Genomic DNA, 25716 nt, shown 5'->3' on the forward strand with positions numbered 1-25716 from the left:
TGCTCGACCCCGATGAGGCATCCGCGACCGGCCTGGTCAGGCTCTATCACGAACGCTGGGAGATCGAGACCAGCTACTGCGAGCTCAAATCGACCGTCCTCGGCGGGAGAGTCCTGCGCGGCCGCCACCCGGCGGCCGTCACCCAGGAGACCTGGGCTCTCCTGGTCGCCTACCAGGCCCTACGCACCGCGATGAGCGACGCTGTCCTGCACCGGCCCGACATCGACCCCGACCGTGCCGCATTCACCATCGCGCTGAACACGGCACGTGACCAGATCATCCGCGCCGCCGGCATCGTCCCCCACACCCGCGTCGACCTCGTCGGCCGGATCGGCACCGCGATACTCCACAGCCTCCTGCCCGCCCGCCGGAACCGAACCCGGCCCCGCGTGAAGAAGCGAGCGATCAACTCCAAGTACCGCGCCGTCGGCCGCGACACCGACCACCGAACCCACAGGACCACCATCCAGATCGAGCACAACCCCTTGCCAAGCCCGCCAGACGGCTAACCGAACGGCATTGGGGCTAGGGGGCGCTGGGAGGGGCGCAGAGGCAGGTGGGTGGGAGCGGGGGGCGAAGGGGTCGGTTGGGTGGGAGGAGCTGGTGGATGGGGAGCGGGGTGGGGTGGGCTGGGTCGGGGTGGCTGGGGTGGGGAGCTGGGTGGGTGCTGTGGTTGTGGGGTGGGCATGCCGGGCTTGTTCCGGGCCCTGCTCCTCCAGTGCCGGTGGGGGTGGAGGAGCAGGGCCTGGAGGGGGCCGAGGAGTGCTGTCCCGGGTGGGTTCTGTCCTTGGCTTTCCGGGAGGGCCGTGCAGGGCCCGTCGGGGTCTGTCGGGGTGTCGTCTGCAGGCGTTCGTCGCCCAGTTCTACTGCTGCGCAGCGCCAGCGGAGGTCTGTGCCCTGTTCCAGGCGGAAGGCCATGGCCCGCACCTGTTCGCCCGCCGCGATGCTGGCGAAGGCCTCCACCACTCCCGGGGCCGGCTGGGCGCCGTGGCACATGCGGATCACGGGGCGGGCGCCGCGGGCCCTGAGGGGAGTACGGGGGGCCAGTTCGGCCAGTTGGTCGTAGGCATCGCCGATGGTGTGCCCGAGCATCCAATGCACCGGGCGCTGGCCGCTGAGGACCGCAAGGAGGCGCTCGGCGAACCAGTGGTGGGGGCGGACCCTTCGGGGAGTCCTTGTGCGCTGCGGTGGTACGGCCTCGGGCCTGCGCCCGTCGTGCCGTCCGGTGGGCCGGGTCCTGTTCGTGCTCATCGCTCATCGCCCCCGTGCTTCAGAGGCCCGGTCGAATACCGGGCAGTAACTTCTGCTGTGGATCTTCTACGGCGACGGCGGAGGTCCTCGCAAGCGCCGGCTGGGCGCCGGAACCGTTCAGGAGAATCACCTATCCGGGTGATGCGGCGGGTGCTGTGCGGGGCGTGAGGCAGGCGCGGAGAGGGTGAGAGACGGGTGCCGGGTGGACGGCGCGGCCGTGGCGCACGTAACCCCAAAGGGGGACGTCGCACGTATCCTGAGGGCGTTTCCGACTACGAAAGCGGCCAGCCATGCGCGTGTACGTCCCTCTGACGCTCCCCGGTCTCGCAGCGGCGCACCAGGCGGGCGAGATCGGCCCCGGTCCGCTGACCGCCTACGCGGTGACTCCCGGACTGCGCGAGTGGTACGTCTCCGACGACATCGAGGAGCTGGAGTACGCGGCGCTCAACCGAGCCGCCTCCGCCTCGCTGCGCCTGATCGCCGGTAACCCCGACGTGGCCCGTCGGCGCGTCGTCGTCGCCGTCGACGTGCCGGACGGTGCTGCCGTGGCCGACCCGGACCGCAGCCTCGACTCGTCGTCGCTGGGCGAGGTGCGGATCTCGTCCCCCGTACCGCTGACCGCGGCCGCCGCCGTGCATGTCGACGCCGACGACGCCGAGAAGGACGTCACGGCCGCCGCTGCCGCTCTGGGCGCGGCGGACCTCGGTGACGACGACGCGCAGTTCACCGTGGACGGAGCCGAGGACCACGAGCTGCTGTGGTTCGGCATCCAGGAGATTCCGAATCTGATCGGCTGAGGTGTGGGTCTCTGCGTCCGACCTGCCCTTCTTGCCGTTGCCGGACGCGTTGTCGTACCCGGCGGGTACTTTCTTGAGCATGGGGACGCATAGGAAGCACCGCACGCATCTGGTCTGGGACTGGAACGGCACACTGCTCGACGACAACGCCGCGGTCGTCGGCGCGACGAACGCCGCATTCGGTGAGGTCGGCCTGGAGCCGATCACGCTGGAGCAGTACCGCGAGATGTACTGCGTTCCCATCCCGCGCTTCTACGAACGGCTGATGGGCCGCTTGCCCACAGAGGCCGAGTGGGAGCGGATGGATGTGATATTCCACCGGTACTACACCGAGCAGCGGGCCGCCTGTGGGCTCACCGAAGGGGCCGAGGAGCTTCTCTCCCAGTGGCAGCTGGACGGGGGCAGCCAGTCCCTGCTGAGCATGTACGGTCACGATCAGCTGGTCCCCGTGGTGCGGGGGTACGGCATCGAACGGCACTTCCTGCGGATCGACGGGCGCACCGGGCCGTCCGGCGGCAGCAAGGCGAGGCACATGGAGCGCCACATCGCCGCGCTCGACGGGATATCCCCGGAGTACACCGTGATCGTCGGTGATGCCGTGGACGACGCCGTGGCCGCCGCCCACGTCGGCGCGAAGGCCGTGCTCTACACCGGCGGCTCGCACAGCAGAGCCAGCCTGGAGGCCGCCGGAGTGCCGGTGGTGGACAGCCTGGCCGAGGCCGCGGACCTTGCCGGGCGCATGGCTGGATGAGCCGGAGGCCCGGGGGAGAGGCGAGGCGCGCTCCGCAAGCGCCGTCAGGTGGTCACCGGGGCCTTGGTGCGGAGCACCTTCAGGAATTCGCGCATCCACGCCGAGTGGTCCGGCCACGCGCGGGACGAGATCAGCGTGCCGTCGACCACTGCCTCGTGGTCCTCGAAGGTGGCGCCCGCCGCCTGCATGTCGAGCTCCAGCGCCGGGTACGCGGTGACGTGCCGACCTGCCAGGGCGCCGACCGCCGCCGTCATCAGCGGGCCGTGGCAGATCTGGGCCACCGGCCGGTCCGAGTCGAAGAACGCCTTGAGGATCTTGCGCAGCTCGGCGTCATTGCGCAGATACTCGGGGGCCCGGCCGCCCGGGACGACCAGGGCCACGTAGTCCCCGGCGTCCACCTCGGAGAAGGCCAGGTCGGCGGGCCAGGTGTAGCCGGGCTTCTCGGTGTACGTGTCGAAGCCCGGCTGGAAGTCGTGGACCACGAAGCGGAGCGTCTTGCGGGCGGGGGCCGCGATATGGACGTCGTACCCCTCCTCGCGCAGCCGCTGGTACGGATAGAGGACTTCCAGGGACTCGGCGGCGTCGCCGGTGACGATCAGGATTTTCGGTGCCATGGCGGGGCTCCCACGGTTCGTCGGCCTGTTCCGTCTACCAGAGTGCGGCAAGACGGGCCGGCGCGCTGTCCAGAGTGTCAAACTTCGGACCATCTTTTGTACACATACGGCTCGTGACGGCTACCGCGGCGGGCGAGATAGCCTGGACCCCGTGATCAGCGCGATACGCCTCGGGGGCAGCGGAGCCCCCGGCCTGCGCCCGGAGTGCCACAGCACCCGGGCCATCACTGATCCTCACAGCCCGGACCGACTGCCAAAAATGGCCAATATGGTCCCGGACGTCTCTCATAGCGGCATAGCGTCGACTCAGACCGGAAACCCCGTGTCGTGGCGGTACGTCGTCTTTTTCACCTACGTCACGCAACGGCGCGCGACAGGAGCCAGAGGACATGCAGACCAAGCTGGACGAAGCCAAGGCCGAGCTGCTCGCACGGGCCGCCAAGGTAGCTGACAACAGCCCGGGCGGTGGTGTCGGCGGCCCGGGCGGTACCCCCCCGGTACGTGTCGCGGCCACCGGCGGCGCCGGGGCCGAGCAGGAGCGTCCCGGACAGGACGTACTCCTCGCCTACCTCCAGCGCTACTACCTGCACACCGCACCCGAGGACATCGCGGGCCGCGACCCCGTCGACGTCTTCGGTGCCGCCTCCTCCCACTACCGGCTCGCGGAGGTCCGCCCGCAGGGCAAGGCGAACGTCCGGGTGCACACCCCGACCGTCGAGGAGAACGGCTGGACGTGCAGCCACACCGTCGTCGAGGTCGTCACCGACGACATGCCGTTCCTGGTCGACTCCGTCACCAATGAGCTGTCCCGGCAAGGCCGCGGCATCCATGTCGTGATCCACCCGCAGGTCGTCGTACGCCGTGACGTCACCGGCAAGCTCATCGAGGTCCTCGCCGAGGGCAACGGCGTCTCGGCGAGCCCGCAGGCCCGCAAGAACGCCAAGAACGCCAAGGGCGCCAAGGGTGGCAAGAAGAGCGGCACGACCGAGCTGCCGCACGACGCGCTCGTCGAGTCCTGGATCCACGTCGAGATCGACCGCGAGACCGACCGCTCCGACCTCCAGCAGATCGCCACCGATCTGCTCCGCGTGCTGTCCGACGCACGCGAGGCCGTCGAGGACTGGGAGAAGATGCGCGACGCCGCGCTGCGCATCGCCGACGACCTGCCCGCCGAGCCGCTCGACGAACTCGCCGACGAAGAGGTGAACGAGGCCAGGGAGCTGCTGCGCTGGCTCGCCGCCGATCACTTCACCTTCCTCGGCTACCGCGAGTACGAGCTCAAGGACACCGACGCGCTGGCCGCCGTACCCGGCACCGGCCTCGGCATCCTGCGCTCCGACCCGCACCACTCCGTCGACGAGGCGCACCCCGTCAGCCCGTCCTTCGACCGGCTGCCCGCCGACGCCCGGGCCAAGGCCCGCGAGCACAAGCTCCTCGTCCTCACCAAGGCCAACAGCCGGGCGACCGTCCACCGCCCCAGCTACCTCGACTACGTCGGCGTGAAGAAGTTCGACGCCAACGGCAACGTCGTCGGTGAGCGCCGCTTCCTCGGACTGTTCTCGTCCGCCGCCTACACCGAGTCCGTGCGCCGGGTGCCCGTCATCCGCCGCAAGGTCGCCGAGGTGCTGGAGGGCGCCGGCTTCTCGCCCAGCAGCCACGACGGCCGTGACCTGCTGCAGATCCTGGAGACGTACCCGCGCGACGAGCTGTTCCAGGCGCCCGTCGACCAGCTGCGCTCCGTCGTCACCTCCGTGCTGTACCTCCAGGAGCGCCGTCGGCTGCGGCTCTACCTGCGCCAGGACGAGTACGGGCGCTACTACTCCGCGATCGTCTACCTCCCGCGCGACCGCTACACCACCGGTGTACGGCTGCGTCTGATCGACATCCTCAAGGAGGAACTGGGCGGCATCAGCGTCGACTTCACCGCCTGGAACACGGAGTCGATCCTCTCCCGGCTGCACTTCGTCGTCCGGGTCGCCCCCGGCACCGAGCTGCCCGACCTCACCGACGCCGAGGCCGACCGCATCGAGGCGCGGCTCGTCGAAGCCGCTCGCTCCTGGGCCGACGGCTTCCAGGAGGCACTCAACGCCGAGTGCGGCGAGGAGCGCGCCGCCGAGCTGCTGCGCCAGTACGGCCACTCGTTCCCCGAGGGCTACAAGGCCGACCACACGCCGCGCTCCGCCGTGTCCGACATGATCCACCTCGAAGCGCTCAAGAACGACGAGAAGGACTTCTCCCTCAGCCTGTACGAGCCGGTCGGCGCCGGCCCCGGCGAGCGTCGTTTCAAGATCTACCGCACCGGCGAGCAGGTCTCCCTCTCGGCCGTCCTCCCGGCGCTCCAGCGGCTCGGTGTCGAGGTCGTCGACGAGCGTCCGTACGAGCTGCGCTGCGCGGACCGTACGCACGCCTGGATCTACGACTTCGGTCTGCGGTTGCCGCAGACCAACGGCAGCGGCAACTACCTCGCCGATGACGCCCGCGACCGCTTCCAGGACGCCTTCGCGGCCGTGTGGACCGGCGCCGCCGAGAACGACGGCTTCAACTCCCTCGTGCTGGGCGCCGGCCTGAACTGGCGGCAGGCGATGGTGCTGCGTGCCTACGCGAAGTACCTGCGGCAGGCCGGTTCGACCTTCAGCCAGGACTACATGGAGAGCACTCTCCGTAACAACGTCCACACCACCCGGCTGCTGGTCTCGCTCTTCGAGGCGCGGATGTCCCCGGAGCGGCAGGCCGCCGGCACCGAGCTGACCGACGGGCTCCTCGAAGAGCTGGACGGGGCCCTGGACCAGGTCGCCTCGCTCGACGAGGACCGGATCCTGCGGTCCTTCCTCACTGTCATCAAGGCCACCCTGCGCACCAACTTCTTCCAGACGGCGGACGACGGCGAGCCGCACGGTTACGTCTCGATGAAGTTCGACCCGCAGTCCATTCCGGATCTCCCGGCGCCCCGCCCGGCGTTCGAGATCTGGGTGTACTCGCCGCGCGTGGAGGGTGTGCACCTGCGCTTCGGCAAGGTCGCCCGAGGCGGTCTGCGCTGGTCGGACCGGCGGGAGGACTTCCGTACGGAGATCCTCGGCCTGGTCAAGGCGCAGATGGTGAAGAACACCGTCATCGTGCCGGTCGGCGCCAAGGGCGGCTTCGTCGCCAAGCAGCTCCCGGACCCGGCCGTCGACCGTGACGCCTGGATGGCCGAGGGCATCGCCTCCTACCGCACCTTCATCTCGGCGCTGCTCGACATCACGGACAACATGGTGGCCGGCGAGGTCGTGCCGCCCAAGGACGTCGTCCGGCACGACGAGGACGACACCTACCTGGTCGTCGCCGCGGACAAGGGCACCGCGAAGTTCTCCGACATCGCCAACGAGGTCGCCGTCTCGTACGGCTTCTGGCTCGGCGACGCGTTCGCCTCCGGCGGCTCCGCCGGATACGACCACAAGGGCATGGGCATCACCGCCCGCGGCGCCTGGGAATCCGTCAAGCGGCACTTCCGCGAGCTCGGCCACGACACCCAGACCGAGGACTTCACCGTCGTCGGTGTCGGTGACATGTCGGGTGACGTGTTCGGTAACGGCATGCTGCTCTCCGAGCACATCCGGCTCGTCGCCGCCTTCGATCACCGGCACATCTTCATCGACCCCACCCCGGACGCCGCCACCTCGTACGCCGAGCGGCGCCGCCTCTTCGGCCTGCCGCGCAGCTCCTGGGCCGACTACAACAAGGAACTGCTCTCCGCGGGCGGTGGCATCCACCCGCGCAGCGCCAAGTCCATCCCGGTCAACGCGCACATCCGCGAGGCGCTCGGTATCGAGTCGCGGGTCACGAAGATGACGCCCGCCGAGCTGATGCAGACCATCCTCAAGGCCCGCGTCGACCTGCTGTGGAACGGCGGCATCGGGACGTACATCAAGTCCTCCGCCGAGTCGAACGCGGACGTCGGCGACAAGGCCAACGACGCGATCCGCGTCAACGGCCAGGACCTGCGGGCCAAGGTCGTCGGCGAGGGCGGCAACCTCGGTGCCACTCAGCTCGGCCGGATCGAGTTCGCCCGCACCGGCGGCCGGATCAACACCGACGCGATCGACAACAGCGCCGGCGTGGACACCTCCGACCACGAGGTGAACATCAAGATCCTGCTCAACGGTCTGGTCCGGGACGGCGACATGACCGTCAAGCAGCGCAACAAGCTGCTCGCCGAGATGACCGACGAGATCGGCCGTCTGGTGCTGCGCAACAACTACGCGCAGAACGTGGCACTCGCCAACGCCACGGCCCAGGCGCCCTCCCTGCTCCACGCCCACCAGCGCTTCATGCGCCGGCTGGGCCGCGACGGGGACCTCGACCGCGGGCTGGAATTCCTGCCCACCGACCGGCAGATCCGCGAACTGCTCAACGGCGGCAAGGGGCTCAGCCAGCCCGAACTGGCCGTGCTGATGGCGTACACGAAGATCACGGCGGCCCGGGAGCTGATCCGGACCAGCCTGCCGGACGACCCGCACCTGCAGAAGCTGCTGCACGCCTACTTCCCGCAGCAGCTGCGCGAGCAGTTCCCCGAGGCGGTCGACGGGCACGCGCTGCGTCGCGAGATCATCACCACGGTCCTGGTCAACGACACCGTGAACAGCGGTGGTTCGACCTTCCTGCACCGGCTGCGGGAAGAGACCGGAGCCTCGATCGAGGAGATCGTGCGGGCACAGTTCGCGGCCCGCGAGATCTTCGGTCTCGGCCAGGTGTGGGACGCCGTCGAGGCGCTCGACAACAAGGTCGCCGCCGATGTGCAGACCCGGATCCGGCTGCACTCGCGCCGGCTCGTCGAGCGCGGTTCGCGCTGGCTGCTCGGCAACCGGCCGCAGCCGCTGGAGATCGCCGGGACGATCGACTTCTTCAAGGCGGGCGTCGAGCAGGTCTGGGCCGAGCTGCCCAAGATGCTGATGGGCGCCGACCGGGACTGGTACCAGTCGATCCTGGACGAGCTCACCGAGGCGGGTGTCCCGGACGAGCTGGCCCAGCGGGTCGCCGGATTCTCCTCCGCCTTCCCGACGCTGGACATCGTGGCGATCGCGGACCGCATGGGCAAGGACCCGCTCTCCGTCGCCGAGGTGTACTACGACCTCGCGGACCGGCTGGGCGTCACCCAGCTGATGGACCGGATCATCGAGCTGCCGCGGGCCGACCGCTGGCAGTCCATGGCTCGGGCCTCCATCCGCGAGGACCTGTACGCCGCGCACGCCGCGCTCACCGCGGATGTGCTGTACGTGGGCAACGGGACCTCGACCCCGGAGGAGCGGTTCCAGGCGTGGGAGGAGAAGAACGCGGCGATCCTCACGCGGTCGCGCTCCACGCTCGACGAGATCCAGGGTTCGGACTCGTTCGACCTGGCGAACCTGTCGGTGGCCATGCGGACGATGCGGACGTTGCTGCGTACGCACGCGTAGCGAGTGGTGGGGCGGGGCGGTCGCCGGGGGTGCCCGGCGGTCGCCCCGCCTTCATGCCGGGCGGGCTCGACGCGGGTGGAGCGCGTTCGGCGGGTATGCGGGTGCCGTCACCGGGCCCGTCGGCGGCTGGGGCAGCTGCCCGGCCCGCCGCCCGCGCCGCTACTTCTTGCCGGTGAACTTCTCGTACGCGGCCACGACCTCGTCGGCCGGACCGTCCATCCGCAGGGTTCCCGCCTCCAGCCAGATCGCCCGGTCGCAGGTCTCGGTGATCGACGTGTTGCTGTGGCTGACCAGGAAGACCGTGCCGGCCTCCTTGCGCAGCTGGCTGATCCGTTCCTTGCTGCGCCCCTGGAACCTGGCGTCGCCGGTGGACAGCGCCTCGTCGATCAGGAGGACGTCATGGCTCTTGGCGGCCGCGATCGAGAAGCGCAGCCGGGCGCCCATGCCCGAGGAGTACGTCCGCATCGGCAGGGTGATGAAGTCGCCCTTCTCGTTGATGCCGGAGAAGTCGACGATCCCCTGGTAGCGCTCGCGGATCTCGGCCCGCGTCATCCCCATCGCGAGGCCGCCGAGCACGACGTTGCGCTCGCCGGTCAGATCGCTCATCAGCGCCGCGTTCACCCCGAGCAGGGAGGGCTGGCCCTGGGTGTGCACCCGGCCCTTCGTCGCGGGCAGCAGACCGGCGATCGCCTTCAGCAGCGTCGACTTGCCCGAGCCGTTGGAACCGATCAGGCCGATGGCCTCGCCCTTGTATGCGGCGAAGCTCACCCCCTTCACGGCATGCACCTCGCGCACCCCGGGGGTCTGCCGGCGCGAGACGATCCGGCTGAGCGCCGAGGTGGCGCTGCCCTTTCCGGTACGGGCGCCGTTGACCTTGTACGTGATGTGCACGTCGTCCACGACGACGGTCGGCACCCGCTCGTCGATGCCGGCCGGGTTGCCTGCCAGGTTGTCAGCCACGTCCGTACCGCTCCTCCGCCTGCCAGAAGTACACGAAGCCGCCCACCCCGCACACGAGCGCCCAGCCCGCGGCGATCGCCCACACATGCGGCGGCAGATGGGACGCGCCGAAGCTGTCGATGAGCGCGAACCGCATCAGGTCGATGAAGACGGCGGCCGGATTGCACTCCAGCATCACCATCACGTAGTGCGGGACCCGGTCCCCCTTGAGCATCGTGTCGACGCTCCACATGACGCCCGAGGCGTACATCCAGGTTCGCAGGATGAACGGCATCAGCTGCGCGATGTCCGGGGTCCGGGCGGCGAGCCGCGCCACCACCATGGAGACACCGGTGTTGAACATGGCCTGGAGGAACAGCGCCGGGACCGCCAGCAGCCAGGACGGCTTGGGGAACTGCCCGAACCCCATCAGGATCAGCACCAGCGCACCCAGCGAGAACAGCAGCTGCTGGAGCTGCTGCAGGGCCAGGGCGATCGGCAGCGAGGCGCGCGGGAAGTGCAGGGCCCGGACGAGGCCCAGGTTGCCGCTGATCGCACGGGTGCCCGCGGTGATCGAACTGGCGGTGAAGGTCCAGATGAACACGCCGGTGACGAGGAAGGGCACGAAGTCCTCGACGTTGCGCTTCGTGTTCATCAGGACGCCGAAGATGAAGTAGTAGACCGTCGCGTTCAGCAGCGGGGTCATGATCTGCCAGATCTGGCCGAGCTTCGCCTGGCTGTACTGCGCGGTCAGCTTGGCGGTGGCGAACGCCGTGATGAAATGCCGCCGCCCCCACAGCTGCCGGATGTACACGATCAGCGAGGGCCGGGCCCCGCTCATCGTCAGTCCGTGGCGGGCGGCGAGCGCGGCCAGCTCGCCCGGCGCGTACACCGGGGAGAGCGTGCCGGCGGTGGTGTCGGCCAGCGTGCCGGCGGGGGTGTCGGCCGGGGCCGCTGGGGTTGTTGTCTGGCTCACCACGATCGCTTTCGACGGGAGGGCGGGAACACGACGACCGACGGGACGGAACCGTATCGTCGCAACGCCGAGGGTAGGGCGCGCCACGTCGCAACGCAACCGTTTCGTCGTGACGGACTATGATTCGGCCATGACCACCGACCCGGGAACCCGCCGCCGTGTCCCCGCCGGAGCCGCTGTGCTGCGCGAGGACGTCACCGATGCGATTCGCAGCGCCGTCTTCGAGGAACTGGCCGCGGTGGGCTTCGCCCGGATGTCGATCGAGGGCATCGCAAGGCGGGCGGGCGTCGGCAAGACGGCCGTGTACCGCCGCTGGAAGTCCAAGCTGGCCCTGGTCCTCGACCTGGTCTCGGCCGTCGCGGTCCAGGGCATGCCGGCTCCGGCGACGGGTTCGCTGTACGGGGACGTCCGCGCCGTACTGGAACTCGCCTCCTACGCCCTGCGCCACCCCGTCGCCTCTCAGGTCATCCCGGACCTGCTGGTCGAGGCGGCCCGCAGTCCGGAGATCTCCGACACGATCAAGGCCGCCCTGCTGGACCCGCAGCAGGGCATCGCCGCCGTCGTCGTGCGGGACGCCGTGGCGCGCGGCGAACTGCCCGAGGACAGCGACCCGGACCGCGCCCTGGACCTGATCGTCGGGCCGCTCTACTGGCGGCTCGCCGTCGTCCGTTCGCCGCTGCCCAAGGGCTACCTCGACGACCTGGCCGGGTCGGCCGTCGCCGCGCTCAAGAACCGAGCCGGCTAGCTAGGTCCTGTCCTGTCGATCTTCGTGGATCAGCCCGGGGCGTCCGGTGCGGTGCATCGCAGGGCGGAGGATCGTCCTCGTTACCGTTCGGCCAGCAGTCGGTCCGCGATCCGGGCCGCCGCCCCGCCGTCGTCCAGGTCGCAGAAGTCCCGGCGGAAACTCTCGTACGCCGCCGCGTGCCGGGCCGCCGACGCGCTCAGGGCGCCGGCATCGCGCAGGGTCCCGGCGATCTCGTCCGTGCCGACGAGCAGCGGCCCCGGCGCCCGGGTCTCGAAGTCCAGGCAGAAACCGCGCACCGTGTCGCGGTAGTGCTCCAGGTCGTAGGTGTGGAAGAGCATCGGACGGCCCGTGTGCGCGTAGTCGAACATCAGCCCCGCGTAGTCCGTCACCAGCACATCCGCGATGAGCAGCAGCTGAGCGGTGTCCGGGTGCGCCGACACGTCGCGTACCCCGTACCCCTCGGGCACGCTCCCGGTCACCCGCGGATGGCGCCGCACCAGGAGGGTGTGGCCGTCGCCGAGGGACCGGGCCAGGGCGGCCAGGTCGAGCGCCGGATCCCAGCGGTAGCGGGGCCGCTCGCCGTCGGCGCCGGGCGGGTGGGCCAGCTGTTCACGGTAGGTCGGCGCGTACAGCACGACCCGGCGGCCGTCCGGGATGCCGAGGCGGTGCCGGACCCGCTCGGCCGTCTTGGCCCGGTCGGCCGAGAAGAGCAGGTCGTTGGCCGGGGACCCCGCCTCCAGGACCTCGCCCGCGTAGCCGAGTGCGCGGCGCAGCAGCGGGGTGGAGTGGCGGCTGGGGGAGACCAGGACGGACCACTGGGCCGCCCGGCGCGGCAGCGAGGCGAGTTCGTGGTGGTCCGCGTACAGAGTGCCGTCCAGATCCATGCCGAAGCGGCCGAGCGGGGTGCCGTGCCAGGTCTGCACGACGATCTGGCCGGGCCGCCGCTCGAACCACTCGGGCAACTGGTCGGCGGTGACGATCCGGCGGGACCGCGCCAGCGCCTCGTACCAGGCGGCACTGTGCTCGATGACCGGGACGGCGGTGGGCGGGACGTGGCCGTGGAGCCCGTCGGTGACCCAGAGCTGCTCCGGCTCCACCCCCCGGCGCACCAGTTCGGCGTGGACGGCGCGGGGTGAGTCGCCGCCCGTGTAGAGGACGGTGTCCCGCAGCGGCAGCGTGCGCCGGGCCGGGTAGTGCGTGCGGCGCAGTTCGGCCCGGCGGTACGCGCCCCGCTCGGAGACCGCGAGGGCCGGCCCGGCCAGTACGGTCAATCGGTCGCCGAGCCGGCGGTCCAGGGCGAACTCCCGGCCGGCCGCGGGGGTGTTGGCGTCCGCCCCCGTGCGGCGGAGCGGCAGCCGGGCGGCGAGCGCGGTCAGCACCCGGACCGGCCGGCCGCCCAGATACGCGTCCCAGCGGCCCTCGGGCAGCCCGGCGGCCACCGAGGGCGCGAGGAACGCGGTGAAACGGCGTCCCTCGTACGCCCCCGCGCGCCGTTCCTCGTGGTGGGTGACGGGGACCGAAGCCGTCTCGCGCAGCGCCTCGTGCCGCAGTACGAGGTGGGCCGGTCCTTCGTCCTGCCGTACGCCCGTCCCGGCGCCGGTCACGCCCTCCACCCGCAGCGCCCCGTCCGACGTCCACGCGGCCCCGTCCACGAACGGCTGCCCGCTCAGGTCCAGCACCAGCTCGCCCGCCGCGTCGGCCACGACCGGCGGCGCCACCTCCGGGGCCGCGGCCAGCGGCACCCGCGACCCGTCCGCCAGCACCAGCCGTGCCCGCCACCGCCCGCCGGGCTCCGGCTCGACCTCGCGCGGCGCCCGGTGCGGTGCCGGAGGCGCGGCCGCCATCCCGGCGAGGTCGGCCAGCGGAATCCGTACCGTGAAACGGCCGTCCGCCCGGCACTCGACGGGGTGGCCGAACTCCTGGTCCGCCACCCCGTCGCAGGTCAGCACCAGGGCTTTCGGCCGGGCGCCCCCATACAGCCGGCCGGTCAACGCCAGCTCCTCGCCGATGCGACGGTCCTCGCACCGGGCCGGCAGCTGCGTCAGGGTCAGCCGCAGCCGCCCGCCCAGGTAGTCGAGCACGGCCCGCCGTCCGTCGCCCAGGTCCCGGACGTGCGGCTGGACCGCCCCCGCGTCCACGGCGCGCACGGCCACCCGGCGGACCGTGCCATGAGCGGCCACCATCATGCCCACCAGCCACCCGCCGGGCCGCAGTCGACGCGGGTCGAGCGTCAGCTCGAAGCCCGAGTGGTCGTAACTGTGCAGTTGCTGACCGGAGTTGATGGTCGCCTCGGGTGCGGGAACGTTCCGTACCGGCACCGTTCGCAGCTGCTGGCCACGGGTCGCGCGCACCATGCCCACCTTCAGCGAGTGGCGCGGCGACGCGGCCGGCAGATTGCGGATGTACGCGTAACCGCGCAGCCGCAGCCTTCCGTCGTCGCCCCACTGTGCCTCCAACAGTCGTGCCACGGCCGGGAGATCGGTACGGGCGAGGCGGGGAGCGTCCGGAATGCCGGGGAATCCGGCCTGCCGCCGCCCCGTCACACCGCCGACCAGGAACGTTCCGGCGCCGTTGGCCCGTTCGAAGGCGAGCACGGCGAGCAGCTCCGCGAGCCTGCGCTCCTTCACCAGCCGCCACTTGATCCCCAGCTCCACCGGCAGTTCGTGCGCCACGGCCCGGTCCGACCTGGCCGCCCCGTCCATCCGCTCCATCCGGTCCAGGAACGCCCCCGCGTCCGCCATGAACGCGTCCCGGTACCCGGGACCGCCCATGGCGAGCCCCTCCAGGAAGTACACGAAGTCGTCGCGCAGGCACGAGAGGTCGTAGCGGCGCCGCGCACCGCCGTGTCCGACCCCGCCCCGGCCCGCCAGGAACGCGCTGACCTGCTCGCACGCCGCGATCCGGTCCCGTACGCCCTGCACATCCGTACGCCGCCGGGTGATCGACCCCTCGCGCACCCGCCAGTAGTAGACGTGCTCGTGCAGGACGTCGACCGAGCCGGCGAGGAAGTGGGCCGGGATCACCACCGGGGTGTCCTCGTAGAGCTTCCCCTCCGGGAAGGCGAAGGCGTGCCGGTCCCAGAAGGAGCGCCGGAACACCTTGTTCCAGGCGACCCGGTCGGCGAGCAGCCGCGGATCGCGGCTGATGTGGGTGCGCGCCCGGGTGGCGGTCAGCCAGCGGTACTGCCAGGCCTGCTGCCGCCCCTGCTCGTTCAGCCGCCACACATTGCCGGTCGCGAGGTCGGAGCCGGTCGACTCCAGCGAGGCCAGCATCCGCTTGTAGGCGTCGTGGACGACGATGTCGTCGCTGTCGACGAACGCCAGATACGGCACCCCCTCCGTGGTGTGCCGCACGCCGGTGTTACGGGCCGCGCTCAGCCCCCCGTTGGGCCGGCGGACATAGCGGAAGCGGCGGTCGCGGGCGGCGAACTCCCGGGCGATGGCCGTGCTGCCGTCCGTCGAACCGTCGTCGACGAGGATCGCCTCGATGTCGGCGACCGCCTGTTCGGCCACCGAGCGCAGACAGTCCTCCAGATGGTCCTCGACGTTGTGGACCGGGACGACGACACTGAGGCGCGGCTTCATGCCCGGTCAACCGGGGCGGACGCCCCGGGTCACCGGCACTGCCCCGAACGGGTGAACACGCGATTCGGTGCGCGGTGGGTGCGCGATTACGCTCGGCTGCCATGCTCCTCAGTGTTGTCGTGCCCGTCCACCGCGCTCAGGGATACCTCAGGGCGACGCTGGAGTCCGTTCTCGGCGGGGGCTCCGGTGAGCTGGAGCTGCTCGTCGTCGACGACGGCTCGCGGGACGGCAGCGCCGAGATCGCCGCGGAGTTCGCGGCGCGCGACCCGAGGGCCGGGGTGCTCACCCTTCCCGAGCACCGCGGCGCGGGTCCGGCCCGCAACGCCGGGGCGGCCGAGGCGCGCGGCCGGTATCTGCTCTTCCTCGACGGCGACGACCTGCTGCGGCCGGGCGCCCTGGACGCGATCACCGACCGGCTGGCCGGGAGCGAACCGGACGTGCTCCTCCTCGGCCACGACCGGATCGACTGGTGGGGCACCGTCGCACCCCCAGAAGCCGTCCCCGACGGCTTCTCCACCGTCACCCCGCGCCTCTTCCGCCGCGCCTTCTGGAGCGCGCACGGCCTCCGCTTCACCGACGGCCCCTACGAGGACGTCCTCCCCGTCCTGAGCGCCACCCTTCTCGCCTCCGACGCCGGCACGCTCGACACCCTCGACCGGATCTGCGTCCGCCACCGCGTCCGCCGCACCGGCACCTTCGCCACCACTCCGGGACGCCACCACTTCGCGATCCTCGACGCGTACGAACTGCTGCTCGCCGCGACCGGCCACGACCTGCGGATCCGGGCGGCCCGCACCCGCCATCTGCGGACCGTCCTCGCCGACCCCGGCCGGATCGCCCCCGAGGACCGAGCCGCCTTCCACCGCGCCGCGGACCTCCCCGGCAGCTACGCCGCCCACCGTGCCCAGGAGGCCGCCCGCACCTGCCGCACCCGCACCCGGGCCGCGCTGCGCCGCCGCAAGAAGACGCTCCGGGCCCGCCTCACGCGCGCCGCCTACCGCGCCGACCTGCTGCGCCCCCTGGACCCGAACCTCGCCGCGACTACCGCAAGGGCTTCGTCCCCCACCTCGACCTGGGCCGGCTGACCCGCGAACTCGGGCCGCGGTACGTGGTGCTGGTCCGCGCGCACTACTTCTACGGCCGCTCGGCGACGCCGGACAGCGCCCGGGTGGTGGACGTGACGGGACATCCGTCCGTCGAGGAACTCTGCCTGGTCTCCGACGCGTTGATCACCGACTACTCGTCGCTGATGTTCGACTACGCCTGCCTGGACCGCCCGATCATCAGCCACGCCCCGGACTGGGCCGCCTACCGGGCCTCGCGCGGCACCTACTTCGACCTGCTCTCCGGACGCCCCGGCGAGACCCCGGGCGCGGTCGCCACCATCGACGACGAACTGCTGGAACTGTTCAGGACGGGCGAGTGGCGCTCGGCGCGGACGGCGGAGCTGCGGGCGGCGTTCCGGGAGCGCTTCTGCCCGTACGACGACGGGCACGCGGCCGAGCGCGTGGTGCGGCGGCTGTTCCTCAGCGGCGGCGAGTAACGACCTCCCCCACGGCAGGGAGCCCGTTCCCTTTTCTGGGGGAGGTCGTAAGCCGGGAGCGGCCGATGTCACCCGTTCGGGAGAGACCGCAACCGGTGACCCCCGGCCCGTCACGGGGTTGAGCCATACGGACAACCAGGCCCCGGATGAACGGACGTGCTCAACATGCCGCCACGGCTCAGTGTCGTCGTACCCGTCCACAACGTCGAGCTCTATCTGACGGACTGCCTGAAGTCCCTCGCGGAGCAGACCATGACCGACCTGGAGGTGGTCATGGTCGACGACGGGTCCACCGACGACAGCGCGGCCCTGGCCGCCGGGTTCGCCGCACAGGACGGCCGGTTCCGGCTGGTGAGCCAGGAGAACGGCGGGCTCGGGCACGCCCGCAACACCGGGGTCGGCCACTGCGACCCGGGCGCCCGCCATCTCGCCTTCGTCGACAGCGACGACGTGCTCCCGCCCCGCGCGTACGAACTCCTTCTCGGCGCCCTGGACGAGACGGGCTCCGACCTCGCGTCCGGCAATGTGCTGCGGCTGCGGTCCTCCGGCAAGCTCCAGCAGTCGCCCAACTTCCGCAAGCCGATGGCGACGACCCGGCTGCGCACCCACATCTCCCGCGACTGGGACCTCGCCGCCGACCGGATCGCCTGCAACAAGGTCTTCCGCCGGTCCTTCTGGGACGAGCACGCCTTCGCCTTCCCGGTCGGCGCCCTCTACGAGGACATCCCGGTCGTCCTGCCCGCCCACTTCCTGGCCCGCTCCGTCGACGTGCTCAAGGACGCCGTCTACCACTGGCGAGACCGCCCGGGCTCGATCACCGCGCGTCGCACCGTCGTCCGCGGCATCCAGGACCGGGCCTCGCACGTGCTGGGTGTCGCCACCTTCCTCGACGAGCACCGCGGCGCCACCGACAAACGGCGCTACGAGGCCCATGTACTCGCCCATGACCTCCGGTACTTCATGGAGGCGCTGCCCGACGGCGACGAGGAGTACCGGCGCGCCTTCCTCACGTACGCCAACGAGTTCACCGACCAGGTCGACCCCGCGGTCCTGGACGCGCTCCCGCTGCGGCTGCGGCTGATGTGGCACCTCGTGCGCGAACGGCGGGCCGACGAACTGCTGGCGCTGCTCGCGTTCGACAAGGCCGAGCCGGGAGCCTTCGAGGTACGGGGCCTGCGGCGCCGCAGCGCCGTCTTCCCGGCCCTCACCCGGCCTGTGCCACCCCCGGTGCTGCGGGTCACCGACCGGGACCTTCCGCTCACCGCCCGGCTGCGGGACGCCCGCTGGCAGGGCGGCAGGCTGCACCTCAAGGGGTACGCCTACATCCGGAACCTGCCCGCCACCTCGCGCGGCAGCGAGTTCCGGGCCGGGTGGCTGCGGGCGGGGCGCCGGCACGTGGTGCCGCTCCGGCTGCGTACGGTCGCCGAGCCCGAGGCCACCGCCCGGTCCCGGCAGAGCCTGCACGACTACGACCGCTCCGGCTTCGAGACCGTCATCGATCCGGCCAGGCTCCGCATCGACGCCGACGGCAGCCCCGAACGGCTCACCTGGCGCCTGGAGATCGGCATCGCCGGGCACGGCATGCTGCGCCGCTCCGGCGTCTCGACCAACGAGGCGGCCGCACCGCCACCCGTGCACCGCCCCGACGGCGACCACCGGATCGTGCCCGCCTTCGACGACGGCAGGCTCGTGCTGCACGCCGAGCGGATCGACGCCCGCTTCGAGACGCACCGCGCGGGCGGCACGGGCGACGGCGCCGGGACCGTGGTCATCGACGGCATGATCCGCGACCGCCTCGGCAAGGGCCCGCTGCGTCTCGCGCTCACCCACCGGGCCTCCGGCACCTCCTTCGACTGCCCGGTGACCGTCCAGGAGGGGGCCGTGCCGTCGGCGGCGGGATGGCGGCGCTTCACTGCCGACGTGCCGCTCGGCGCCTTCGCCGACGCCCGCGAGGGCGCGGGGGAGGGGACGGCGCCCGCGCAACTCCCGTACAGCCTGCATCTCGTCGGCCCGGACGGGCGCAGGACGCCGATCGACGTGCCGGGGCCCGTACTGCCGGGCCGCTACCCGCTGGACGCGGCGGGCGACCGGCGGCGCGAACTCGGTCTCACCGCGAGCTCACGCGGCAATCTGCTGATCAGCGACCGTGCCGTGCAGCCCGTCGTGGACCTGGCGACCTGGACGGAGGACGGACAACTCCTCCTGGAGGGCACCTTCCCCGACGACCCGGCCCGCCCCGTCGAGCTGGTGGCCCGGCACAGCGGACACGGCGAGGAGGCGGCCTTCCCGCCGGCCTTCTCCGGCGCGGCCGGAGCGCGTCGGTTCAGGGCCGCGATCCGGCCGGACGCCGTCGAGGGCCCGGGCGGGAAACTGCCGCTGGGCCAGGGCCACTGGTACCTCTTCCTCCGTGAGAAGGGTGCCCTGGACGACGCGTACGACGCCCCGCTGCGCATCCCGGCCGCCGCCCACCGCACCCTGCCCGCCGCCCGCACCCTCACCGGCCGGAAGTACCTCATCGAACGGCGCTTCCATGACCAGTTGCTGATCAACTGCGCCTCGGTGCTCACCCCCGCGGAACGCGGCGCACGCGGCAAGCGGCTGCTGCGCGAGGTGTACCGGAGCCGACGACGTATCGCGCCGCTGCGCGACACCGTCCTGTACAGCAGCTTCGACGGCCGCCAGTACTCCGACTCACCGCGCGCCATCCATGAGGAAATGGTCCGCAGGGGCATCGAGTCGGAACACCTGTGGGTGGTGAGCGACCAGCAGGCCCGGATCCCGGCGGGTGCCACGGCCGTCGAACACGGCTCCACCGCCTGGCACGAGGCGCTGGCCACCAGCCGCCACCTCGTCACCAACACCCAGCTGCCGGAGTGGTTCGAGCGGCGCGACGGCCAGTGCGTCGTCCAGACCTGGCACGGCACCCCCCTCAAACGCATCGGCCTCGACCTCGCGGGCACCGCCCACGCCAACGCCGCCTACCTCGCCACCATCGAGCAGCGCGCCCGGCAGTGGAGTGTTCTCGTCTCCCCGAACCGCTTCTCCACCCCAGTCCTGCGACGCTCGTTCGGCTACCGGGGCGAGGTCCTGGAGTGCGGCTATCCCCGCAACGACCTGTTCCACGCCCCCGACCGGGCCAAGGTCGCCGCGTCGGTCCGGGAAAGGCTCGGCATCCCCGGGGCCAAGCGGGTCGTGCTGTACGCGCCGACCTGGCGCGAGGACCGGCCGCAGGGCGGCGGCCGCTACGCCCTCGACCTGCAACTCGACCTGACCGTCGCCGAACGCGAACTCGGCGAGGACACCGTCCTGTTGGTGCGCCGCCACTATCTGGTCACCGACCGCCTGGCGGACAGCGGCAGCGGCTTCGTCCGTGACGTCTCGCGCTACGGGGACGTCGGCGAACTGATGCTGATCAGCGACGCGCTGGTCACCGACTACTCCTCACTGATGTTCGACTTCGCCCGGACCGGCCGCCCCATGCTTTTCCACACCCACGACCTGGCGCACTACCGCGACACACTGCGCGGCTTCTGCTTCGACTTCGAGGCCTGCGCCCCCGGCCCGCTGATCCCGGGCTCCGCCGGACTGATCGAGGCGCTGCGCGACCCGGAGCGGGCGACCCGGGGACACGCGCAGGCGTACGAGGCATTTCGCCGGGACTTCTGCGACCTGGGCGACGGACACGCGGCGGCGGCAGTGGTCGACCGGATGCTCCAGGACCTCGCCCGGCCCTGACCGGCGCCGGACGGCCCGGGACAGCAGGCGCCGGCTGAACCGTTCGAGTGATGCAGGGATTCGGACGTCTGCGCACGTTCGCAGGGCAGCGAATTCGTGAACCCCCGTACGTGCGGCCGACGGTGCGTCACTCAACGTCCTCGGGTTGCTACGTTCTGCTTTCATGGGTATCCGAATGCGATGCGAAATCTGGGACGTGCGACGGGCGAGAGCGGTGGTGCTCGTCGCCGCGGCCATCGGGCTCCTGACTCGAATGCTGATCGCGGCGAATATGCCGGGCCCGGCCGATGTGCGGATCTTTCACGGTTTCGCCCGGGCCATCGTGCGTTACGGCCCCATCCGCATTTACGAACAGCCGCTGCCGGGACTTCCCGTCTACAACCATCCGCCACTGGCCGGCTGGATGCTCCTCGGCCTGAACGACCTCTCCGAACTCGGAATTCCATTCGGAACGCTGATCAGATCGCCCGCCTCGATCGCCGACTTCTGCTGCGCGCTCATCGTGTTCGAAATCGTGCGGCGGCGCGGTTCCCTCGGCACGGCGGTGGCCTGCGGTGTGGGCGTGGCCTTCAGCCCCGTACTGATCGCCACCTCCGGCTACCACGGCAACACCGACGCGGTCGCCATCACGTTCGCCCTGGCCGCCGCCCATCTGCTCGTCGACCGGAGGTCGCCACTGGCCGCCGGGGTGAGCGCGGCGCTCTCGATCAGCGTCAAGTTCATCCCGGTGGTGGTGATCCCGGCGCTGTTCGTCGTCGCGCTGCGGGCCGGCCGGCCCGCACTCCTCCGTTTCGCCGCGGGGTTCACCGCCCTGATCGCCCTCGTCTGGGGCCCGGTCCTGGTGACCGTGCCGCAGAACCTCACGGAGAACGTCCTGGAATACGCGGGCGGCAGCTACCGCCTCTGGGGCATCGTCCGGTTCGCCGACGCGCTCGGCCTGCCGCAGTCCTTCATCACCTTCGTCCAGGGCGAGGGCCACTTCCTCTTCGTGCTGGCCTGCGTGGCGGCCGGGGTCTGGCTCGCCTGGCTGCGGCCCGCACAACTGCCCGGTGTCGTCGGCGTCACGATGGGCCTCCTGCTGCTGCTCTCCACCGCGTCCGCCCTGCAGTACCTCACCTGGGCGGCCGCCGGGCTGTTCGTCATCGGGTTCTGGGAAGGCGCCGCGTACAGCTGCCTGCTCGGCCTGACGGCGGTCCTCGGCTACCACGGGCGCTCGGCGGTGCGCTGGAGCGAAACGGTGCTGCACTTCGGCGAGGCCGGCTGGTTCGTCCTCGCCGCCGGTCTCCTCAGCGGAATCCGCAAGATCCTCGCCGCGCCGGCAGCCGTACCCCCGCAATCCTGCGCCGAGCGGCCTCTGGTCAAGGCCCCCCGCACCGCGCGCCCCACCGGTTCCGCCGTCCACTGACCGCCCCTCCCGAGCCCAGATCCGCCGAACACCGAGCACCGAGCACAACTGGAGAACGCCCCGTGAAGGAAAGCCCGAGCCCCAGGATCGGCATCCTGGTGGTCGCGTACAACGCCGAGACGACACTGGAGAGGACCCTCGACCGTATTCCGGAAGACTTCCGGTCCAAGGTCGCCGAGGTCCTCATTCTCGACGACGCGAGCCACGACGCGACCTTCACCGCGGGCTGCCGCTGGTCGCAGACGGAGGGTATGCCGCGAACGGTGGTGATGCGGCACACCAAGAACCTCGGCTACGGCGGAAACCAGAAGGCCGGATACGCGCTGGCCGCCGAACACGGACTCGACATCATCGTGCTGCTGCACGGCGACGGGCAGTACGCCCCCGAATTCCTGCCCGACATGGTCGCACCGATCGAACGCGGCGAATGCGAGGCCGTGTTCGGATCACGGATGATGAAATCCGGATCCGCCCTCAAGGGCGGCATGCCGATGTACAAATGGCTCGGCAACCGCATTCTCACCCGCCTGGAGAACACCCTGCTCGGCTCGCGGCTCACCGAATTCCACTCCGGGTATCGCGCCTACAGCGTCGCCGCACTCAAGAAGCTGCCGATCCACCGCAACACCGACGCGTTCGACTTCGACACCCAGATCATCGTCCAACTGCTCAACGAAGGAATGCGGATCAAGGAGATCCCCGTCCCCACCTACTACGGCGACGAGATCTGCTACGTCAACGGCATGAAGTACGCGAAGGACGTCGTCAAGGACGTTCTCGAATACCGACTCGCCGTCAAGGGATTCGGTACCTGCGCCTGGATCCCCAAACCCGTCGAGTACGCGTTCAAGGAGGGCGACGGCTCCTCGCACGCCGTCATCCTGGAGAAGATGCGCGGCCTCCCACCCGGCCGGGTCCTCGATCTCGGCTGCTCCGGCGGCCTGTTCGCACAGCGCCTCGAAGCCCTCGGCCACGAGGTGACGGGCGTGGACTACGTCGAAGTCCCCGGCGTTCGCGAGAAATGCACCCGCTTCCACCTCGCCGATCTGGAGAAGGGGCTGCCCCTGGAGATCGGCACCGACTACGACTACGTGGTCGCGGGCGATGTCATCGAGCACCTCTCCCACCCCGAGCGGGTGCTCGCCGAGGTCGCCACCGTGCTGCGGCCCGGCGGCCATGTGCTGCTTTCCGTACCGAACTTCAGTCACTGGTACTCCAGGCTGCGGGTCGCGCTCGGAGTCTTCGACTACGACCGGCGCGGCATCCTCGACGAAACGCATCTGCGCTTCTTCACCCGGGCCAGCCTGCGCCGCACGGTCAGGAACGCCGGCTACGACGTCCTCCACATCGTCTCCACCGGGGCCCCGTTCTGGGCGCTCCTCGGCGGCGGACCGCTCCCCGCGGTCCTCGGCGGGATGTCGAAGCTGCTCACCCGGATCCGGCCGACGCTGTTCGGCTATCAACACGTCGCCCTGCTCACCCCGCATGCGGCCGAGACGATCACCGCTGGAGAGCACGTCGATGTACAGGACATCCTCGACCGACAGCACGCCCCTGCCGACCGGGTCGGCGTCTGAGGCCGCCGTCCCCCGTCCCACCCCCGTCCCGGCGTCCGAAACCCCGGTCGCCGGAGTCAGGAGCAAGGCCGTGACCCTTCCCAGTCTGATGCTGCTGCTGTTCGCCGTGTTCTCGTCGGCGGGCGGGCAGATCATGCTCAAGCACGGGATGAAGGGCGCCGCGGCCGCCGCAGCGCAGGGCGGCGGGTCCGTCGCCCTGCGCGCCGCGACCAGCCCGTGGGTCGTCCTCGGCCTGGTGGTCTTCGCGGTGTCCGCCCTCGCCTGGATGACCACCCTGGCCACGGTGCCGCTGTCCATCGCCTACCCGTTCAACGCCCTCGGGTATCTGCTGATCGTGCTGGCCGGGGCGACCGTGCTGCACGAGCGGACCTCGATGTGGACCTGGGGCGGCTCGCTGCTCGTGGTCGTCGGCCTCGTCACGGTGATGGCCGGCCAGCAACGCTGAGAAGAGTCAAGCCCGTCCGGCGATCGAGGACACCCCGCCGGACGGGCCGGGCACCGTACTCTCCCCCAGGAGCACCCTTCGCACCACCCGCTCTGCGGCCCGCCCGTCGCCGTACGGACAGAACCGGGCCCGGAACGCGGCCCGCAGCGCCTCGTTCGCCGGGCTCTCCCAACTGCCGTCGAGAAAGATCCGGGCCAGCTCGTCCGTATCGGTGGAGACCGCGCCGGGGGTGTCGCCGGGCTTCCCGGACAGCAGGTCGAAGCAGACCCCGCGGACCGTGCGGTACGTCTCCCAGTCGGGGGCGTGCACCACGATCGGGCGGTCCAGATGGGCGTAGTCGAACATCACCGACGAGTAGTCCGTCACCAGCGCGTCCGCCGCCAGGCACAGCTCCTCGATCCGCGGATGGTCGCAGACGTCGAGGAGCGAAGGGTGCTCCGGCAGCCCGGCACCCTCGTAGAAGTAGTGGGCGCGGACCAGCACCACGGTGTCCGGGCCGAGCGCCTCGCAGAACCGGACCATCGCCTTGATCGCCGCCGGGTTGCAGGCGTAGCCGCGGTGCCAGTACGCGGCGAACACGGCCCGGTCCGCCTGGACGGGCAGCCGCAACTGGACGCGGTAGTACGCCTGGAGGGCGGCGGCCCGCAGCGCCCGGCGGACGGCGCCACCGGCCTTCCGCAGGCGGCCGAGCAGCGACTGCGTGGTCCACAGCGCACGGTACGTGCGATGCGCGCCCAGCCGGATCAGGCCGTGGCGCAGCCGGGCGCGGCGCCGGACGGGGGCGCCCGGCGTGCGGTAGCGGGCGCAGTGGGCGCGGGCCCGGCATCACATCCAGGGGGCGTTCGCAGCGCGTGTGGGCGGTTCGCAAACGTCCGATGGAGTGACAGAGTTACATCAAAATGTGGTCAATCCGTGAATCGGCAGGTGGAGTGGTCCTGTTGCGATGAACAGGACCACCCCCTGTTGACGTACGGCCGTGCCCATCGACGTACCGCCGTGCGTACTACTTCACCGCGCCCGCCATCACGCCGGAGACGAACTGGCGTTGGAAGGCGAAGAAGACCGCCAGCGGAATCACCATCGACACGAAGGCGCCGGGCGCCAACACGTCGATGTTGTTGCCGAACTGCCGTACCTGTTGCTGCAGGGCCACCGTGATCGGCGGGGAGTCGGAGTCCGCGAAGATCAGGGCGACCAGCATGTCGTTCCACACCCAGAGGAACTGGAAGATCCCGAGCGAGGCGATCGCCGGTCCGCCCAGCGGCATCACGACCCGGGTGAAGAGCCGGATCTCGCCCGCGCCGTCGAGCCTGGCCGCCTCCAGCAGCTCCCTCGGGATCTCCGCGAAGAAGTTCCGCAGCAGGAAGATCGCGAAGGGCAGACCGAACGCGGTGTGGAAGATGATCACGCCGAAGGTCGTCTCGAAGATCCCGACCGCGCCGAAGAGCTTGGAGACCGGTACCAGGGCAACCTGCACCGGCACCACCAACAGCCCCACGACCACCAGGAACCACCAGTCGCGGCCGGGGAACTCCATCCAGGCGAAGGCGTATCCGGCCAGTGAACCGATCACGACGACCAGGACGGTCGCGGGAACGGTGATCATCACCGTGCTGAGGAGGGAGTGGGTGATGGTCGAATTGTCCAGCAACCGGGAGTAGTTGTCGAAGGTGAGCTGGGACGGCGCCGTGAAGACCTTCCACCAGCCGCTCGACGCGATGTTGTCGGCGCTGCGCAGCGAGGAGAGCAGCAGCCCGATGGTCGGCATCAGCCAGAACAGGCCCACCAGGATGAGGAAGACCCGCATCACCCCGCCGCCGGTACGGGCGGCGATGCGTGCGGCGAGGGACCGCTGGGCCTTCATCGCATCGGTTCCGGCTGTTGTGTCCGTGCCCGCGGCCGTGGCCGCGTTCATGGTCGAC

The 25716-nt window shown here is 70.9% G+C and carries 14 protein-coding genes and 3 pseudogenes; 10 read left to right on the plus strand and 7 right to left on the minus strand.

The window, feature by feature from the left end; genetic code table 11:
• A partial coding sequence (locus tag ACZ7L9_RS24215) for a transposase (protein ID WP_471418018.1) occupies positions 1–509 on the plus strand: 509 nt, incomplete at its 5' end.
• A gap of 328 nt (positions 510–837) precedes the next feature.
• Here the strand turns inward: ACZ7L9_RS24215 and ACZ7L9_RS24220 are convergent.
• Positions 838–1251, minus strand: a pseudogene (locus ACZ7L9_RS24220) (Rv3235 family protein); the annotation flags it as partial.
• A 290-nt stretch (positions 1252–1541) separates the two neighbouring features.
• Here ACZ7L9_RS24220 and ACZ7L9_RS24225 point away from each other — a divergent pair.
• Both ACZ7L9_RS24225 and ACZ7L9_RS24230 read left to right on the plus strand, forming a co-directional pair.
• Positions 1542–2048, plus strand: a complete 507-nt coding sequence (locus ACZ7L9_RS24225; protein WP_471418020.1) for a DUF6912 family protein — start codon at positions 1542–1544, stop codon at positions 2046–2048.
• 79 nt (positions 2049–2127) lie between these two features.
• Positions 2128–2799 carry an HAD family hydrolase gene (locus tag ACZ7L9_RS24230; RefSeq protein ID WP_471418022.1) on the plus strand — a complete coding sequence of 224 codons (672 nt, stop codon included), beginning with the start codon at positions 2128–2130 and terminating at the stop codon, positions 2797–2799.
• A gap of 44 nt (positions 2800–2843) precedes the next feature.
• On the opposite strand, the gene ACZ7L9_RS24235 is transcribed toward ACZ7L9_RS24230, so the two are convergent.
• On the minus strand, positions 2844–3413 hold the full coding sequence (locus tag ACZ7L9_RS24235) for a DJ-1/PfpI family protein (protein ID WP_471418024.1): 570 nt from the start codon (positions 3411–3413) through the stop codon (positions 2844–2846).
• Positions 3414–3802: 389 nt separating this feature from the next.
• On the opposite strand from ACZ7L9_RS24235, the gene ACZ7L9_RS24240 reads away from it, so the two are divergent.
• The gene (locus ACZ7L9_RS24240; protein ID WP_471418026.1) at positions 3803–8845 is read left to right on the plus strand and encodes an NAD-glutamate dehydrogenase; all 5043 of its coding nucleotides are present in this window, start codon (positions 3803–3805) and stop codon (positions 8843–8845) included.
• A gap of 159 nt (positions 8846–9004) precedes the next feature.
• Here ACZ7L9_RS24240 and ACZ7L9_RS24245 read toward each other — a convergent pair whose 3' ends face one another.
• Together ACZ7L9_RS24245 and ACZ7L9_RS24250 are read right to left on the minus strand one after the other, a co-directional pair.
• Positions 9005–9805, minus strand: coding sequence for an ABC transporter ATP-binding protein (locus tag ACZ7L9_RS24245; RefSeq protein WP_471418028.1), 801 nt, complete (start codon positions 9803–9805; stop codon positions 9005–9007).
• On the minus strand, positions 9798–10763 hold the full coding sequence (locus ACZ7L9_RS24250) for an ABC transporter permease (RefSeq protein WP_471418030.1): 966 nt from the start codon (positions 10761–10763) through the stop codon (positions 9798–9800). The genes ACZ7L9_RS24245 and ACZ7L9_RS24250 overlap by 8 nt, the downstream gene beginning before the upstream one ends.
• Before the next feature lie 127 nt (positions 10764–10890).
• On the opposite strand from ACZ7L9_RS24250, the gene ACZ7L9_RS24255 reads away from it, so the two are divergent.
• Complete coding sequence (locus tag ACZ7L9_RS24255; RefSeq protein WP_471418032.1) at positions 10891–11505, plus strand: TetR/AcrR family transcriptional regulator; 615 nt, start codon at positions 10891–10893, stop codon at positions 11503–11505.
• 80 nt (positions 11506–11585) lie between these two features.
• On the opposite strand, the gene ACZ7L9_RS24260 is transcribed toward ACZ7L9_RS24255, so the two are convergent.
• Positions 11586–15089, minus strand: a complete 3504-nt coding sequence (locus tag ACZ7L9_RS24260; RefSeq protein WP_471418033.1) for a bifunctional glycosyltransferase/CDP-glycerol:glycerophosphate glycerophosphotransferase — start codon at positions 15087–15089, stop codon at positions 11586–11588.
• Between the two features lie 101 nt (positions 15090–15190).
• On the opposite strand from ACZ7L9_RS24260, the pseudogene ACZ7L9_RS24265 reads away from it, so the two are divergent.
• From ACZ7L9_RS24265 to ACZ7L9_RS24285, 5 genes and pseudogenes are all read left to right on the plus strand, one after another.
• Positions 15191–16632: pseudogene (locus tag ACZ7L9_RS24265) on the plus strand (bifunctional glycosyltransferase/CDP-glycerol:glycerophosphate glycerophosphotransferase).
• Positions 16633–16797: 165 nt separating this feature from the next.
• Entirely contained in the window at positions 16798–20367 is a 3570-nt protein-coding gene (locus ACZ7L9_RS24270; protein ID WP_471418317.1) for a bifunctional glycosyltransferase/CDP-glycerol:glycerophosphate glycerophosphotransferase, read from the plus strand.
• A 196-nt stretch (positions 20368–20563) separates the two neighbouring features.
• Positions 20564–21772 carry a glycosyltransferase family 39 protein gene (locus ACZ7L9_RS24275; RefSeq protein WP_471418035.1) on the plus strand — a complete coding sequence of 403 codons (1209 nt, stop codon included), beginning with the start codon at positions 20564–20566 and terminating at the stop codon, positions 21770–21772.
• Between the two features lie 62 nt (positions 21773–21834).
• Positions 21835–23349 carry a methyltransferase domain-containing protein gene (locus ACZ7L9_RS24280; RefSeq protein WP_471418037.1) on the plus strand — a complete coding sequence of 505 codons (1515 nt, stop codon included), beginning with the start codon at positions 21835–21837 and terminating at the stop codon, positions 23347–23349.
• A gap of 70 nt (positions 23350–23419) precedes the next feature.
• Positions 23420–23794: a DMT family transporter gene (locus tag ACZ7L9_RS24285; RefSeq protein WP_471418039.1), complete on the plus strand. Its 375-nt coding sequence runs from the start codon at positions 23420–23422 to the stop codon at positions 23792–23794.
• Positions 23795–23800: 6 nt separating this feature from the next.
• On the opposite strand, the pseudogene ACZ7L9_RS24290 reads toward ACZ7L9_RS24285, so the two are convergent.
• A pseudogene (locus tag ACZ7L9_RS24290) lies at positions 23801–24379 on the minus strand (CDP-glycerol glycerophosphotransferase family protein); the annotation flags it as partial.
• 418 nt (positions 24380–24797) lie between these two features.
• Positions 24798–25709: a carbohydrate ABC transporter permease gene (locus ACZ7L9_RS24295; protein ID WP_471418319.1), complete on the minus strand. Its 912-nt coding sequence runs from the start codon at positions 25707–25709 to the stop codon at positions 24798–24800.
• Positions 25710–25716 lie beyond the last annotated feature (7 nt).

It is taken from the genome of Streptomyces sp. NPDC111516 (assembly GCF_055635345.1).

Bases quoted from the DNA above. Each gene is read 5' to 3' on its own strand.
- ACZ7L9_RS24230 (WP_471418022.1), top strand. From the start codon at position 2,128: ATGGGGACGCATAGGAAGCACCGCACGCATCTGGTCTGGGACTGGAAC.
- ACZ7L9_RS24235 (WP_471418024.1), bottom strand. From the start codon at position 3,413: ATGGCACCGAAAATCCTGATCGTCACCGGCGACGCCGCCGAGTCCCTG.
- ACZ7L9_RS24255 (WP_471418032.1), top strand. From the start codon at position 10,891: ATGACCACCGACCCGGGAACCCGCCGCCGTGTCCCCGCCGGAGCCGCT.
- ACZ7L9_RS24260 (WP_471418033.1), bottom strand. From the start codon at position 15,089: ATGAAGCCGCGCCTCAGTGTCGTCGTCCCGGTCCACAACGTCGAGGAC.
- ACZ7L9_RS24225 (WP_471418020.1), top strand. From the start codon at position 1,542: ATGCGCGTGTACGTCCCTCTGACGCTCCCCGGTCTCGCAGCGGCGCAC.
- ACZ7L9_RS24270 (WP_471418317.1), top strand. From the start codon at position 16,798: ATGCCGCCACGGCTCAGTGTCGTCGTACCCGTCCACAACGTCGAGCTC.
- ACZ7L9_RS24295 (WP_471418319.1), bottom strand. From the start codon at position 25,709: ATGAACGCGGCCACGGCCGCGGGCACGGACACAACAGCCGGAACCGAT.
- ACZ7L9_RS24240 (WP_471418026.1), top strand. From the start codon at position 3,803: ATGCAGACCAAGCTGGACGAAGCCAAGGCCGAGCTGCTCGCACGGGCC.